The sequence below is a fragment of the Pantoea agglomerans genome (assembly GCF_020149765.1).
In the GTDB taxonomy this organism is placed as follows: domain Bacteria; phylum Pseudomonadota; class Gammaproteobacteria; order Enterobacterales; family Enterobacteriaceae; genus Pantoea; species Pantoea alvi.
This window is the reverse complement of sequence record NZ_CP083809.1, coordinates 3,928,820-3,942,539: the sequence shown is the minus strand read 5'-3', so window position 1 is coordinate 3,942,539 and position 13,720 is coordinate 3,928,820. Positions and strand designations below refer to the sequence as shown.

The window sequence follows — 13,720 nt, the reverse complement described above, 5'->3', positions numbered from 1 at the left end:
AACGCAAAAGTGCGGTTATTTCTCGTGCTTCTTCTCAGGCGCCGTGCTGCCGCGCACGGTGAGTTCGGCGTCCAGCAGACGTGAACCGTTGTTTACGCGCTTGCCCTGCAGCTCATCCAGCAGCAGCAGCATCGCTTCGCGTCCAATCTGATAGCGCGGCTGCGTCACGGTGGTGAGCGGCGGCTCGCAGTAGCGCGAGAGTTCGATATCGTCGAAGCCGACAATCGAGAGATCCTGCGGCACGCGCAGGCCGAGGCGTTTCGCCTGATTCATTGCGCCGAGCGCCAGCATGTCGCTGTGACAGAAGAGCGCGCGCGGCGGCTGCGGCAGCGCCATCAGCTGTTTCAACGCCTGCGCACCCGCTTCAAAGCTGAAGTCGCCCCGCACGATATAGGTGGGATCGACGGTAAGATTGCTGCGGCGCAGCGCCTGGATATAGCCCTGGGTGCGGTACTGGCACAGCGGCATCTCTTCCGGCCCGGCGATGCAGGCGATCTGGCGATGACCCAGCTGCAGCAGATGGTTAACCGCCTCAAAAGCGGCCGTCAGGTTGTCGATATGCACGGTAGGCAGCGCCATCTCCGGCGCGAACTCATTCGCCATCACCATCGGCGGCAGATTGCGCTGATCCTCATTAACGGGATCGAACGGGATCCGCGAACCGAGCAGCACCATGCCGTCGATCTGACGCGTCAGCAGCAGATCGAGAAAGGTCTTCTCTTGCTGATTCTGGTGCGCGCAGTCGCCAATCAGTACCAGATAGCCTTCCTGCGCCGCCGTCACTTCGACGCCGCGAATAATTTCGCTAAAGAAGGGATCGCAGATATCGGGGACAATCACCAGAATCGTCTGCGTGTCGCCGCGACGGGCGTTGCGCGTCAGGCCGTGCGACGCATAGCCGACGGCAATAACCGCCTGTTCGACTTTTTGCCGCGTCGCCGCCGAGACTTTTTCAGGATTCATCAGCGCGCGTGAGACGGTTGCGGTTGAAACGCCCGCCTTTTCAGCCACATCTTTCATGGTGGCGGGCGCTTGAGGGGTCTGCTCCAACACTCTACTCCTGACGCATTCAAAGGATAGTTATGGCCGAAAAAAGCCACGCCGCTCACATTGTTAACGATTGCGCGGCCGGTTTGTTACTTAATTTGCATAAAAATTGTGACTTGTGCGACTTTTTTCGATCTGGCTCGCAGGCTCAGCTCTCGGTGGGGTCGATATCAAGCGTCCATTTGACTTTGCGCGCGGCGGGCAGCGTCGTAATCAGCGGCAGCGAGCCGTCGAGCAGCTGCTGCAGGCGCTTGCGCGAGGGGTGCTGTACCAGCAGCTGCCAGCGCCAGCGTCCGCCGCGCTTCGGCTGCAGCGCCGGAACCGGCCCCATCAGCCACATCGCGCTATCTTTCAGCGGGCTGGCGTCAAGCAGGTTGCGCAGCTGCTGCAAAAATTCGGCGGCCTGCTGGTTGTCGTGATCCTCGGCGCGAAACAGCGCATGGCTGGTCCAGGGCGGCAGCATGACCGACTGGCGCTCCAGCAGCGTCTGCTGGGCGAAGGCGAAATAACCCTGATGCAGCAGCGTCTGCAGCAGTGGATGTTCCGGATGGTGGGTCTGCAGCAGCACTTCGCCCTGTTTGCCGGCGCGGCCGGCGCGGCCGGCGACCTGGGTATAGAGCTGCGCGAAGCGCTCGGCGGCGCGGAAGTCGGCGGAGAAAAGCGCGCCGTCCACGTCCAGCAGCGACACCAGCGTGACGTCCGGGAAGTGGTGGCCTTTTGCCAGCATCTGCGTGCCCACCAGAATGCGCGCGCCGCCGCGATGCACATCGGCCAGATGCTGCTCCAGCGCGCCCTTGCGGCTGGTAGTATCGCGATCGATGCGCGATACCGGCACGCCGGGAAACAGCGTGCCGAGCTGCTGCTCCAGCTGCTCCGTGCCGACGCCGACCGGCAGCAGATGGGTCGAACCGCACTGCGGGCACTGATTAGGCAGCGGACGCTGGCTGTCGCAGTGGTGGCAGCGCAGCTGGCGCTGCTGCTGGTGCAGGGTATAGTAACGTTCGCAGCGCTGACACTCCGCAATCCAGCCGCAGTCATGGCAGAGCAGGGCGGGCGAATAGCCGCGACGGTTAAGGAACAGCAGCACCTGATTATCCGCCTGCAGATGCTGGCGCATTTTGCCGATTAGCGCGGGCGCCAGCCCACCGATAAGCTGCTGGCCTTTGAGATCCACCAGCTGCTGCAGGGCCGGTTTCGCATTGCCGGCGCGTTTCGTGAGGTCGAGCTGACGATATTTGCCGCTGCGCACGTTGTGCAGCGTCTCCAGCGCGGGCGTCGCCGACCCCATAACAATCGGGATATTCTCTTCGCGCGCGCGGAATACCGCCAGGTCGCGCGCCTGGTAACGCCAGCCTTCCTGCTGTTTATAAGAGCTGTCGTGCTCTTCATCAATAATGATCACGCCCGGACGCGCCAGCGGGGTAAACAGCGCCGATCGCGTGCCGATGATAATGGCATTTTCGCCCTGGCGCGCGCGCAGCCAGACGGCAAGGCGCTCGCTGTCGTTAAGAGCGGAGTGCAGCACGTCGACCGGCGCGTCGAAGCGCTCGCGGAAGCGGGCGATGGTCTGCGGCGTCAGGCCGATCTCCGGCACCAGCACCAGCGCCTGCTTGCCGCGCGCCAGCACATTTTCCAGCACGCTGAGATAGACTTCGGTTTTGCCGGAGCCGGTGATGCCGGCCAGCAGCCAGGCGGCGTAGTGCTCATCCTCGCTGCGGATAGCGCCAACCGCCATCGCCTGGTCGGTATTGAGCCGCAGGCGCTCGCCCTTAACGGCATAGCGCGGACGCCAGTCCAGCTGCTGCGGCTGATGCTCGCGCAGGTCGCACAAACCTTTTGCGCGCAGCGCCTGAAAGGCGGTTTCGGTCAGATCCTGCTCGGCGACCTGATGGCGATAGAGTGGCTGATTACGCAACGCCGCCAGCGCCTGCTGCTGCTTCGGCGCGCGCTTCAGGCTTTCGGGCGCGGTTGCCTGACCCTGTTCGGTGATGACCCACTGCCACAGCGGCGCGTCCTGCGCCGGTTTCCCCTGGCGCAGCAGCACCGGCAGCGCATGGCTCAGCACCTCGCCAACGGGCGAATGATAGTAACCCGCCGCCCAGTTGAGCAGTCGCCACAGGGAAGGCGGATAGAGCGATTCGCCGTCCAGCACCTCGGCGACGCGCTTGAGCTGCGCCTCCGGCAGATCGCTCTGGTCGCGGAAACCCACCACCACGCCAACCATTTTCCGGTTGCCGAACGGCACGCTGACGCGCCCGCCCAGTACCGGCTGCGCGCCGTGCGGCGGCAGATAGTCAAACAGACGGGGGAGCGGAACGGGCAGGGCAACCTGAACGACGGGCATGGCAATCTCTTTCCGGTTCAATGAGTCATCGCGGGACGCCTAGTGTACACGCTGGCGCGACCAGCGGGTATCTTGCAGAAGATTTGCTAAAAGCGGTTATTTTCTGTATAGTATGCCGCCTTTGGTGAGAAAGGTCTCGCCAGAGCTAAACATTAATGTTCAACCGCGTGTGGTGCTGTGCAGGTTTTTTAGCCTGGCACGGAGAGCGACACGGCCTTTTATGAGGTTCTCCCATGAAACAAGGTATTCACCCGAAATACGAAGCTGTGACCATCACCTGCACCTGCGGTAACGTGATTCACACTCGCTCTACTATGGCTCACGACATGAACCTGGACGTCTGCGGTAAATGTCACCCGTTCTACACTGGTAAGCAGCGTGAAGTTGCAACCGGTGGCCGCGTTGACCGCTTCAACAAGCGTTTCAGCGTACCGGGCGCTAAAAAATAAGTTTTCTGAGCGGAATGATTCACGCCTGGCGCTGAGTCATTCTGCTCTGCTGTTTCCCTTCGCGTTACCTCTCTGATTGTCTCTTCCCGTTCTGCACTGTCAACAACTCCCTTTCTCTGCCTCTACGCGCAGCGCATACCTGTGTCCCGTTAGAGAACAGCGCGTCATTAAAGCGGCTTTTCTTGCGTCTGAAAAACGATTTATTTCTGAGAGCAGGCAGGAAATTAAGCCGGGATGATTTTCTTCTGGCAACGATCTGCAGCCTAAAGGCGCGATTGCTAATAAGGCGGGAGAAACTATGGCAGCAGAGTCTCAAGCGATAGCCTGCTGCCAGCGGCTGGCAAAGGGATCAATATTCCCAGGTATCGGGATCGACGCCTTTTTCGCGCATGATTTTTTTTGCTTCTTCCGGAATTTCATCGCTGCGCTCTTTGCGCAGATCAACATCATCCGGCAGCGGCTGTCCGGTGAAGGCATGCAGAAAGGCTTCACACAGCAGTTCGCTGTTTGTGGCGTGACGCAGGTTGTTCACCTGACGACGGGTGCGCTCATCCGTTAAAATTTTCAGCACGCTTAACGGGATAGAGACAGTGATTTTTTTAACCTGCTCACTCTTCTTACCGTGTTCAGCGTAGGGGCTGATATATTCGCCGTTCCATTCAGCCATGGGTTACCTTAATAAAAAGTTGAAAGTGGGAAATCCGTGGATTATGCCCGATTTTACCGTGCCTGACCTCTTGAACTGCGGGGTTTCTTCATCCTGGCCGCAAAAGCGGACGCAAAACGCAGGCAATGAAGGGTAATTTTAGCGGGTTATAGCTTTCTGCTCAATCTATACGCAAAGACATTTAGATGTCCAGATGTATTGACGTCTAATTATGGAGTGTTATCCTGATGCCTCTTTATTACTCTCTTCAGGAACAAAAAGCACCATGACGCGTAAACAGGCAACCATCGCGGTCCGCAGCGGTTTGAATGATGACGAGCAATATGGCTGCGTTGTCCCACCGATTCACCTCTCCAGTACCTATAACTTCCTCGACTTTAACGAACCGCGCGCGCATGACTATTCGCGTCGCGGCAACCCAACGCGCGACGTGGTGCAGCGCGCGCTGGCTGAGCTGGAAGGGGGAGCGGGCGCGGTGCTAACCAATACCGGCATGTCGGCGATCCATCTGGTGACGACGGTGTTCCTGAAGCCGGGCGATCTGCTTGTCGCCCCGCACGACTGCTACGGCGGCAGCTATCGCCTGTTCGACAGCATGGCGAAGCGCGGCGCGTACCGCGTGAAGTTCGTCGATCAGGGCGACCGTGCGGCGCTGGAGGCGGCGCTGGCGGAAAAACCGAAGCTGGTGCTGGTAGAAAGCCCAAGCAACCCGCTGCTGCGCGTGGTAGATATCGCCGCCATCTGCGAGGCGGCGCGCAGCGCAGGCGCCGTCAGCGTGGTCGACAATACTTTCCTGAGTCCGGCGCTGCAAAATCCGCTGGCGCTGGGCGCGGACCTGGTGATCCATTCCTGCACCAAATATCTCAATGGCCACTCTGACGTGGTGGCGGGCGCGGTGATTGCAAAAGATCCGGCGCTGGTGACCGAGCTGGCATGGTGGGCGAATAATATCGGCGTTACCGGCGCGGCTTTTGACAGCTACCTGCTGCTGCGCGGGCTGCGCACGCTGGCACCGCGTATGGCGGCGGCGCAGCGCAACGCGCTGGCAATTGTGAGCTATCTGCAACAGCAGCCGCTGGTGAAAAAGCTGTATCATCCTTCGCTGCCGGAAAACGCCGGACACGAATATGCGGCGCGTCAGCAGCGCGGCTTCGGCGCGATGCTGAGCTTCGAGCTGGACGGCGACGAAGCCCTGCTGCGTCGTTTTCTTAAGGCGCTGCAGCTCTTTACGCTGGCGGAATCGCTGGGCGGCGTAGAAAGCCTGATTTCCCACACCGCGACCATGACGCACGCCGGCATGTCGGCGGAAGCGCGCGCGGCGGCGGGTATCTCAGAGACGCTGCTGCGCATCTCTGTGGGCATTGAGGATCATGAAGATTTAATTGCCGATCTGGATAATGCATTCCGGACGGCGTCTGAGGGTTAAAAATGACGATTTCAGCCGGCGCGGCAACGCCGAAGAGTAAGCAGTTGCACAAATTTGGCGGCAGCAGCCTGGCGGATGCGCGCTGTTACCAGCGCGTCGCCACTATCATGGCGGATTACAGTCAGCCGGGTGATTTGATGGTGGTTTCGGCGGCTGGCTCGACAACCAACCAGCTGATTAGCTGGCTAAAGCTCAGCCAGAGCGATCGCCTGGCCGCGCATCAGGTGCAACAGGCTTTACGGCGTTATCACAGCGAGCTGATCGCCGGGCTGCTGCCTGCCGAATATGCCGAGCCGCTGATTGCGAACTTTATTCGCGATCTGGAAAAGCTCGCCGCGCTGCTGGACGGCACCATCAGCGACGCGGTCTACGCTGAAGTGGTCGGCCACGGCGAAGTGTGGTCAGCGCGGCTGATGGCGGCGGTGCTGAGCCAGCGCGATATCGACGCCTGCTGGCTCGACGCGCGCGACTTCCTGCGGGCGGAGCGCGCTGCGCAGCCGCAGGTGGACGAAGGCAAATCCTGGCCGCTGCTGCAGACGCTGCTGGCGCAGCATCCGCACCAGCGCATCGTCGTTACCGGCTTTATCTGCCGCAACGACGCGGGCGAAACCGTGCTGCTGGGGCGTAACGGCTCCGACTACTCCGCCACGCAGATTGGCGCGCTGGCGGGCGTCAGCCGCGTCACCATCTGGAGCGACGTCGCCGGCGTCTACAGCGCCGATCCGCGCAAAGTCTCCGACGCCTGCCTGCTGCCGCTGCTGCGCCTTGATGAAGCCAGCGAGCTGGCGCGTCTCGCCGCACCGGTGCTGCACACGCGTACGCTGCAGCCGGTTTCCGGCAGCGATATCGACCTGCAGCTGCGCTGCAGCTATCAGCCGGAGCAGGGCTCGACCCGTATCGAACGCGTGCTGGCGTCCGGCACTGGCGCGCGCATCGTCACCAGCCATGACGACGTCTGCCTGATTGAGGTTCAGGTGCCGGATCGGCACGATTTCGCGGCGCTGCATAAAGAGGTCGAGCTTCACCTCAAGCGCGCGCAGCTGCGTCCGCTGGCGACCGGTGTGCATCCGGATCGCCAGCTGCTGCAGCTCTGCTATACCGCTGAAGTGGTCAACAGCGTGTTCCAGCTGCTGCAGGATGCGGGCCTGCCCGCTCATCTGCAGCTGCGTGAAGGGCTGGCGCTGGTGGCGCTGGTTGGCGCGGGCGTGACGCGTAATCCGCTGCACAGCCACCGTTTCTGGCAGGAGATCCAGGATCAGCCGGTGGAGTTTGTCTGGCAGTCGGAAGATCATATCAGCCTGGTGGCGGTGCTGCGCGTCGGTCCGACGCAGTCGCTGGTTCAGGGGCTGCATCAGTCGCTGTTCCGCGCGGAAAAGCGCATCGGCCTGATGCTGTTCGGCAAAGGCAATATCGGTTCGCGCTGGCTGGAGCTGTTCGCGCGCGAGCAGGAAGCGCTGTCGGCGCGCACCGGCTTTGAATATGTGCTGGCGGGCGTGGCGGACAGTCAACGCAGCCTGCTGAGCTATGAGGGGCTCGACGCCAGCCGCGCGCTCGCGTTCTTTGATGACGAAGCGGAGGAGCGCGACGAAGAATCGCTGTTCCTGTGGATGCGCGCGCATCCGTTCGACGATCTGGTGGTGCTCGACGTCACCGCCAGCACGCCGCTGGCGCAGCAGTATCTCGACTTCGCCAGTCACGGCTTCCACGTTATCAGCGCCAATAAAGTCGCCGGGGCGTCCGACAGCCAGACCTGGCGGCAGATCCGCGACGCCTTTACCAAAACGGGCCGACACTGGCTCTATAACGCCACGGTCGGCGCCGGTTTGCCCATTAACCACACGGTGCGCGATCTGCGCGACAGCGGCGACACGATTCTGGCCATCAGCGGCATCTTCTCCGGCACGCTCTCCTGGCTGTTCCTGCAGTTCGACGGCACGGTGCCCTTTACCGAGCTGGTAGACCAGGCCTGGCAGCAGGGCTTAACTGAACCCGACCCGCGCGTAGACCTGTCGGGCCACGACGTGAAGCGCAAGCTGGTGATCCTCGCGCGCGAGGCGGGCTACAACATCGAGCCTGACCAGGTGCGCGTCGAGTCGCTGGTGCCGGCCGGCTGCGAGGCTGGCTCTATCGACGACTTCTTCGAGCATGGCGAGGCGCTTAACGAGCAGATGCTGCAGCGTCTGGAGGCGGCGCAGGAGATGGGCCTGGTGCTGCGCTACGTGGCGCGTTTCGACGCCAGCGGCAAAGCGCGCGTCGGCGTTGAAGCGGTGCGGCCGGAACATCCGCTGGCGTCGCTGCTGCCCTGCGATAACGTCTTTGCGATCGAAAGCCGCTGGTATCGTGACAATCCGCTGGTGATCCGCGGTCCCGGCGCAGGGCGCGACGTCACCGCCGGCGCAATTCAGTCCGATATTCATCGACTTGCCCAACTGCTGTAACCCTTCCCGCGCCTGCCCCCGTGGCAGGCGCTCAGCGCCTCTTTTTAACCCGCATGAATTTCCCTCACCCGGTTTGAATATTTGTCACGCCGCTTTATCACTTTTCAGTTGACGGCATGCTGAGATTGGTTCATTTTGTGCATCTGGACGTCTAAACGTATGGATGTTCGCAGGCGGTAAATTAATCCGATGTTTTTGATGAGGTGAGCAGGATGAGTTTCTTTCATGCCAACCAGCGCGAAGCGCTGAATCAGAGCCTGGCGGAGCTGAACGGGCAAATTAATGTCTCATTCGAGTTTTTTCCGCCCCGTACCAGCGAAATGGAAGAGACCCTGTGGCACTCCATCGATCGTCTTAGCAGCCTGAAGCCGAAATTTGTCTCCGTTACCTACGGTGCCAACTCCGGCGAGCGCGACCGCACCCACACTATTATTAAAGGCATCAAAGATCGCACCGGCCTCGAAGCTGCGCCGCACCTGACCTGTATCGACGCCTCGCGCGACGAGCTGCGCGCCATTGCCCAAGATTACTGGAACAACGGCATTCGCCATATCGTGGCGCTGCGCGGCGATCTGCCGGCGAACGGCGGCAAACCTGATATGTACGCCTGCGATCTGGTGTCGCTGCTGAAAGAGGTCGGCGACTTTGATATTTCGGTGGCCGCCTATCCGGAAGTCCATCCCGAAGCGAAAAGCGCGCAGGCCGATCTCATCAACCTGAAGCGCAAAATCGACGCGGGCGCCAGCCGCGCCATTACCCAGTTCTTTTTCGATGTTGAAAGCTACCTGCGCTTTCGCGACCGCTGCGTCGCCACCGGCATCGACGTTGAGATCGTGCCGGGGATCCTGCCGGTTTCAAACTTCAAACAGCTGACGCGCTTCGCCACGATGACCAACGTGCGGGTACCGGGCTGGATGAACGCTATGTTCGATGGACTGGATGACGATGCGGAGACGCGCAAAATGGTTGGCGCCAATATCGCCATGGACATGGTGAAAATCCTGTCGCGCGAAGGGGTAAAAGATTTCCACTTCTATACGCTGAACCGCGCGGAGATGAGCTACGCCATTTGCCATACGCTGGGCGTGCGGCCGGTGCTGGCAGCCTGATATCGAGGGCAGCGCTGCGCTGCCCGCTTTAGCGTTAAAACACCACCGCCTGACCATCCTTTCTGCTCTCGGTCGCCGCGATATAGAACCCTTGCGGGTCGCGGACGATCGCCTGCGCACCGCCGAAGTTATAGCCCTGCAGCGGATCCTCCAGCGTTATCTGATGACCCAGCCGACGCAGCGCCGCCAGCGTATTGCGCTCAAGCGCAGATTCGAACACCACGTGACGACCCTGCTCCACGCGCCAGCGCGGCGCGTCGATCGCCGCCTGCGGGTTCTGTTTGTGCTGCATAATGCGCAGCGCCAGCTGCAGATGGCCCTGCGCCTGCATTGGCCCGCCCATGACGCCGAACGACATCAGCGGCGCGCCCTGCGCGTCGAGCGCAAAAGCCGGGATAATGGTGTGGAAAGGGCGCTTGCCGCCCGCCACTACGTTAGGGTGGGTGGGATCGAGCGAAAAGCCCGCGCCGCGGTTCTGCAAACTGATGCCGGTGCCAGGCACCACCACGCCGGAGCCAAAGCCCATAAAGTTCGACTGAATAAAAGAGACCATCATACCGCTGGCATCGGCGGTGCTGAGATAAACGGTGCCGCTCTGCTGCGGCGCGCCGAAGACAAAGTCACCCGCGCGTTCAGGGTCGATCAGCGCCGCGCGCTGGCGCAGATAGCGCTCGCTCAGCAGCCGCTGCGCCGGAAACTCAAGATGATCTTCATCGCTGACGTAACGCGCCAGATCCACCAGCGCCAGCTTCATCGCTTCGATTGAGAGGTGCAGCCAGGGCACGGAGTCGGGCGCGTAGCGACCGATATCGAGCTGTTCGAGAATGCCCAGCGCAATCAGCGTGGCGATCCCCTGGCCGTTAGGCGGCAGCTCCTGCACCGAGCCGCCGGCGAACGGCTGCGACAGCACCGTAACCCAGTCGGCGCGATGTCTGTCGAGATCCTCCAGCGTCAGCGCGGCGTTGTGCTGACGGGCGAAGGCGACCATCTTTTCCGCCAGCTCGCCGCGGTAAAAGCTCTCTCCGTTGCTGGCAGCGATTTTTTGCAGCGTGTCGGCCTGCGCCGGATTGCGGAACAGCTCGCCGACGCGCGGCGGCCGGCCGCCGGGGGCAAAGCATTCGCGGAAGCCGGGCTGATGCTGGAGTTTGTCGTAGCCGCGCCGCCAGAGTTCGGCGATTAATGGCGAAACCGGAAAGCCGTTGCGCGCGTAATCGATAGCGGGCTGCGCCAGCGTGGTCAGCGGCAGCGTGCCGAAACGCGCCGCCAGCGTAACCCAGGCGGATACCGCGCCCGGCACCGTGACCGCTTCCCAGCCGATCTCCGGCATGCGGCTGCGGCCAACGAAACGTCCTGGATGCCAGGCCGCTGGCGCGCGGCCCGACGCGTTCAGGCCGTGTAGCTGGCTCCCGTCCCAGATAATGGCGAAGGCGTCGCTGCCGATGCCGTTGCCGGTCGGTTCCAGCACCGTCAGCGCCATGGCGGTGGCAATCGCCGCGTCCACCGCGTTTCCGCCCTGCAGCAGCATACGCAGACCCGCCTGCGACGCCAGCGGCTGAGAGGTGGCGACGGCGTTGCGGCCCATCACCGGCACGCGATGCGACGCGTAGCTGGCGTGAAAATCGAACCCAGAGTGCATTTCCCGTTCCTTAGCTGAGTGCAGCTGCGCCATAACGATGCGCCGAGGTGGTGCAACATCTCTGCTGTTGCAGCCTGGCGGAGAGGTGAAACAAGAAAAATCACAGGCTTTGCATACTGGCGCGATTCTTGCCTGCTTTTTACACAGCGCGGTCTACAGTAGCAGTGTAAACGCTAAGCATTTTTTGCAATTTTTGCGCTTTTTTTAAGCGCAGCGCGGCGGGTTTACTTTGTGTGATCAATGGCTTGTTTTGCTTATAGCAAAAAGGACGGTTTTGGATAAAAAAATAATTGATATTCACGCAGCAAATCGTCAGGTCTCTATCCATACTTAGAATCCCGGCGAGATGGCGCATTGCTCTGACAAAACAATCAGGCGGTACGCATCAGGCTGTGTCCCGTAGGGGTTTCTCTAACGATAACCATAAACCCTTGCGGGATACAGCCTGCAAAGATCGGTGTGTGAACCATTTGGTTTTACCTCTACTTTCACGTGATTCATAGTGAGTTTTAAGGAGTTCTCTATGGAAGTAAAAGATCCTGTTTTTGAATTGCTCAGCAGCCTTGAGCAGATTGTACTGACACGTGATGCAACACCTGCCACAACTGAAATTCAGCTTCAGCCCGCCATGCCAGAGCCGCAGCGCCTGCGTGAGTTAACCGGAATGAAAGTAGATGAATTTGCCAAAGTGATGGGCGTCAGCGTCTCCTCAGTAAAAAGCTGGGAAGCGCGCCGCACCCGACCTTCAGCGACGGCGCAAAAACTGATGAAATTGCTGCATGCCAATCCCTATCTCGGACGGCAGTTACTGGACTAAAAAATAAGAAAAAAAGAGAACCCGCCACGGCGGGTTTTTTTTTAACTCAGTCCGCCATATTTCGCCGCCTGTTTAACGAACCAGCTCTCCGGCACGCTGTAGGGCGGCTGGCCAAGCTGCGCAATTCCCTGTTCGATAATGGTGCTGGCCTGCTGCCACAGCCGGGCGTCGCCCTGCTTAAGCAGTTCTATCTGAACGCGTTTCTCAACCAGATAAATCCGCGCGAAATGGGGATCGAAGCGGACGATGGCGCGCGTATTATCGATAATATCGGCCAGCTTGACGGTTTGCGCCTCGGGCGAGGCTTCAGCGGTATGGCGGAAGTGCGCCAGCTTGCGCGCGGCGCGATTTTTCGCCTGCGGCTGAGCGCTGTCGGTCAGCATTCCGACCAGCTGCGCGACGCGCGAACCGAAGTGCGATTCAATGTCGGCCAGGGTCGTGTCGGTGTCCTCTACCGTATCGTGCAGCCAGGCGGTGGCCAGCAGTTCGTCGTCGTCGCTGACGCTGCGCACCAGCTCGGCGACGGCGGCGGGATGAACGATATAGGGTTCGTCGGTATATTTACGCCGTTGACCAGCCTCAGCGTGAGCGCGTGTGGCGTAGCGTCGCGCCTGCTCTTCCAGAGATTCCAGCATGCAAAAGCCCTCTTTGTTAAAAAGTTGCTTGCAATTATCTAGCGCGCTATTTATATTGAATGCCATGAACAGTAACCAAAATGACAAAAAAGTGAAGGCAACGCCACTGTTGGTCAATCAACAGCTCTGCTTTGCGCTCTATTCCGCCAACCTGGCGATGAATAAAGTCTATCGGCAACTGCTTTCGCAGCTCGATCTCACCTATCCGCAATATCTGGTGATGCTGGTGCTGTGGGCGCAGGACGATCTCACCGTGTCTGAAATCGGCGAACAGCTGTTTCTCGATTCCGCCACGCTGACGCCGCTGCTGAAGCGACTGGAGAGCGCGGGATTGATTAACCGTCAGCGTTCGCGCCAGGATGAACGTCAGGTGGTAGTGACCCTGACGGAGCAGGGCCGCGAACTGCAGAGCCAGGCGAGCACCATTCCAGAAACGGTGCAGTGCGCCACCGCCTGTGACGACGAGACGCTGCTGGCGCTGAAGAACGAGCTTGATTTACTGCGCGACAATTTAAACCGGTCGCGCTAGAGATTTACCGGGCGCTCGCGCCCGCTGAAACACCTGCTACACTTATATTAATCGCGTACGATTAAATCGTTTATACAGAGAGGAAGTTATGTCTTTAGAGAAAGTTGTTTATACCGCAAAAGCCAAAGCAACCGGCGGCCGTGATGGTCGTGCAACCTCTTCTGACGGCGTGCTGGACGTGAAGCTGGGCGTGCCGAAAGAGATGGGCGGCGCCGGCGGCGAAGTCACCAACCCGGAGCAGCTGTTCGCTGCCGGCTACTCCGCCTGTTTCCTTGGCGCGATGAAGTTTGTGGCGGGCCGCGACAAAATCGCCATGCCGAAAGATGCGTGGATTGAAGGTGAAGTCGGCATCGGTCCGATCCCTGACGGCTTCGGCATTGAAGCTAAACTGAATATTCATCTGCCGGAGATGGACGAAGCGGAAGCGCAGAAGCTGGTTGACGCTGCGCATATCGTTTGCCCGTACTCTAACGCTACGCGCAACAATATCGACGTCACCCTGAATATCATTCGCTAAGTTTTACGGGCCCACTGCGGGCCCGTTCTCATTTCTCCGTTTTTCTGACCGCTTCTCGCCCTCTGCCCTGTCGTCTTTTCTGGCCTGCCTGGTTAATTTATGTTCT

General features: G+C 60.2%; 13 protein-coding genes. 7 read left to right on the top strand and 6 right to left on the bottom strand.

Features of this window, described 5'->3' with window-relative positions:
* Nucleotides 1-15 precede the first annotated feature (15 nt).
* Nucleotides 16-1,020: a DNA-binding transcriptional regulator CytR gene (gene cytR, locus LB453_RS21445; RefSeq protein ID WP_233215881.1), complete on the bottom strand. Its 1,005-nt coding sequence runs from the start codon at nt 1,018-1,020 to the stop codon at nt 16-18.
* Between the two features lie 175 nt (nt 1,021-1,195).
* Nucleotides 1,196-3,391 carry a primosomal protein N' gene (priA, locus tag LB453_RS21440; protein WP_224481573.1) on the bottom strand — a complete coding sequence of 732 codons (2,196 nt, stop codon included), beginning with the start codon at nt 3,389-3,391 and terminating at the stop codon, nt 1,196-1,198.
* 233 nt (nt 3,392-3,624) lie between these two features.
* On the opposite strand from priA, the gene rpmE reads away from it, so the two are divergent.
* Nucleotides 3,625-3,840, top strand: a complete 216-nt coding sequence (gene rpmE, locus LB453_RS21435) for a 50S ribosomal protein L31 (RefSeq protein WP_033754439.1) — start codon at nt 3,625-3,627, stop codon at nt 3,838-3,840.
* A 349-nt stretch (nt 3,841-4,189) separates the two neighbouring features.
* Here the strand turns inward: rpmE and metJ are convergent, their stop codons facing one another.
* Nucleotides 4,190-4,507: a met regulon transcriptional regulator MetJ gene (metJ, locus tag LB453_RS21430; protein WP_033754441.1), complete on the bottom strand. Its 318-nt coding sequence runs from the start codon at nt 4,505-4,507 to the stop codon at nt 4,190-4,192.
* Between the two features lie 265 nt (nt 4,508-4,772).
* Here metJ and metB point away from each other — a divergent pair, with 265 nt between their 5' ends.
* From metB to metF, 3 genes are all read left to right on the top strand, one after another.
* Nucleotides 4,773-5,933 carry a cystathionine gamma-synthase gene (gene metB, locus LB453_RS21425; RefSeq protein ID WP_103797263.1) on the top strand — a complete coding sequence of 387 codons (1,161 nt, stop codon included), beginning with the start codon at nt 4,773-4,775 and terminating at the stop codon, nt 5,931-5,933.
* A gap of 2 nt (nt 5,934-5,935) precedes the next feature.
* Entirely contained in the window at nt 5,936-8,371 is a 2,436-nt protein-coding gene (locus LB453_RS21420; RefSeq protein ID WP_224481572.1) for a bifunctional aspartate kinase/homoserine dehydrogenase II, read from the top strand.
* Between the two features lie 212 nt (nt 8,372-8,583).
* A complete protein-coding gene (gene metF, locus LB453_RS21415; protein WP_103797261.1) occupies nt 8,584-9,480 on the top strand; it encodes a methylenetetrahydrofolate reductase in 897 nt (298 codons plus the stop codon).
* Between the two features lie 34 nt (nt 9,481-9,514).
* Here metF and LB453_RS21410 read toward each other — a convergent pair whose 3' ends face one another.
* Both LB453_RS21410 and LB453_RS21405 read right to left on the bottom strand, forming a co-directional pair.
* Nucleotides 9,515-11,116, bottom strand: a complete 1,602-nt coding sequence (locus LB453_RS21410) for a gamma-glutamyltransferase family protein (protein ID WP_103797260.1) — start codon at nt 11,114-11,116, stop codon at nt 9,515-9,517.
* 139 nt (nt 11,117-11,255) lie between these two features.
* Nucleotides 11,256-11,444 carry a hypothetical protein gene (locus tag LB453_RS21405; protein ID WP_146053867.1) on the bottom strand — a complete coding sequence of 63 codons (189 nt, stop codon included), beginning with the start codon at nt 11,442-11,444 and terminating at the stop codon, nt 11,256-11,258.
* A 195-nt stretch (nt 11,445-11,639) separates the two neighbouring features.
* Here LB453_RS21405 and LB453_RS21400 point away from each other — a divergent pair, with 195 nt between their 5' ends.
* Nucleotides 11,640-11,933 carry an HTH-type transcriptional regulator gene (locus LB453_RS21400; RefSeq protein WP_033754453.1) on the top strand — a complete coding sequence of 98 codons (294 nt, stop codon included), beginning with the start codon at nt 11,640-11,642 and terminating at the stop codon, nt 11,931-11,933.
* A gap of 41 nt (nt 11,934-11,974) precedes the next feature.
* Here LB453_RS21400 and LB453_RS21395 read toward each other — a convergent pair whose 3' ends face one another.
* Nucleotides 11,975-12,568 carry an HD domain-containing protein gene (locus LB453_RS21395; RefSeq protein ID WP_103797259.1) on the bottom strand — a complete coding sequence of 198 codons (594 nt, stop codon included), beginning with the start codon at nt 12,566-12,568 and terminating at the stop codon, nt 11,975-11,977.
* A gap of 64 nt (nt 12,569-12,632) precedes the next feature.
* Here LB453_RS21395 and LB453_RS21390 point away from each other — a divergent pair, with 64 nt between their 5' ends.
* The gene (locus LB453_RS21390; RefSeq protein WP_103797258.1) at nt 12,633-13,097 is read left to right on the top strand and encodes a MarR family winged helix-turn-helix transcriptional regulator; all 465 of its coding nucleotides are present in this window, start codon (nt 12,633-12,635) and stop codon (nt 13,095-13,097) included.
* 88 nt (nt 13,098-13,185) lie between these two features.
* Nucleotides 13,186-13,614, top strand: coding sequence for an organic hydroperoxide resistance protein (locus tag LB453_RS21385; protein ID WP_081137898.1), 429 nt, complete (start codon nt 13,186-13,188; stop codon nt 13,612-13,614).
* The last annotated feature ends 106 nt before the right edge of the window (nt 13,615-13,720 follow it).

What these genes read in the sequence shown, in the direction of transcription:
- cytR (WP_233215881.1), bottom strand. Translation starts at nt 1,020, where the DNA reads ATGAAAGATGTGGCTGAAAAGGCGGGCGTTTCAACCGCAACCGTCTCA.
- priA (WP_224481573.1), bottom strand. Translation starts at nt 3,391, where the DNA reads ATGCCCGTCGTTCAGGTTGCCCTGCCCGTTCCGCTCCCCCGTCTGTTT.
- rpmE (WP_033754439.1), top strand. Translation starts at nt 3,625, where the DNA reads ATGAAACAAGGTATTCACCCGAAATACGAAGCTGTGACCATCACCTGC.
- metJ (WP_033754441.1), bottom strand. Translation starts at nt 4,507, where the DNA reads ATGGCTGAATGGAACGGCGAATATATCAGCCCCTACGCTGAACACGGT.
- metB (WP_103797263.1), top strand. Translation starts at nt 4,773, where the DNA reads ATGACGCGTAAACAGGCAACCATCGCGGTCCGCAGCGGTTTGAATGAT.
- LB453_RS21420 (WP_224481572.1), top strand. Translation starts at nt 5,936, where the DNA reads ATGACGATTTCAGCCGGCGCGGCAACGCCGAAGAGTAAGCAGTTGCAC.
- metF (WP_103797261.1), top strand. Translation starts at nt 8,584, where the DNA reads ATGAGTTTCTTTCATGCCAACCAGCGCGAAGCGCTGAATCAGAGCCTG.
- LB453_RS21410 (WP_103797260.1), bottom strand. Translation starts at nt 11,116, where the DNA reads ATGCACTCTGGGTTCGATTTTCACGCCAGCTACGCGTCGCATCGCGTG.
- LB453_RS21405 (WP_146053867.1), bottom strand. Translation starts at nt 11,444, where the DNA reads ATGGATAGAGACCTGACGATTTGCTGCGTGAATATCAATTATTTTTTT.
- LB453_RS21400 (WP_033754453.1), top strand. Translation starts at nt 11,640, where the DNA reads ATGGAAGTAAAAGATCCTGTTTTTGAATTGCTCAGCAGCCTTGAGCAG.
- LB453_RS21395 (WP_103797259.1), bottom strand. Translation starts at nt 12,568, where the DNA reads ATGCTGGAATCTCTGGAAGAGCAGGCGCGACGCTACGCCACACGCGCT.
- LB453_RS21390 (WP_103797258.1), top strand. Translation starts at nt 12,633, where the DNA reads ATGAACAGTAACCAAAATGACAAAAAAGTGAAGGCAACGCCACTGTTG.
- LB453_RS21385 (WP_081137898.1), top strand. Translation starts at nt 13,186, where the DNA reads ATGTCTTTAGAGAAAGTTGTTTATACCGCAAAAGCCAAAGCAACCGGC.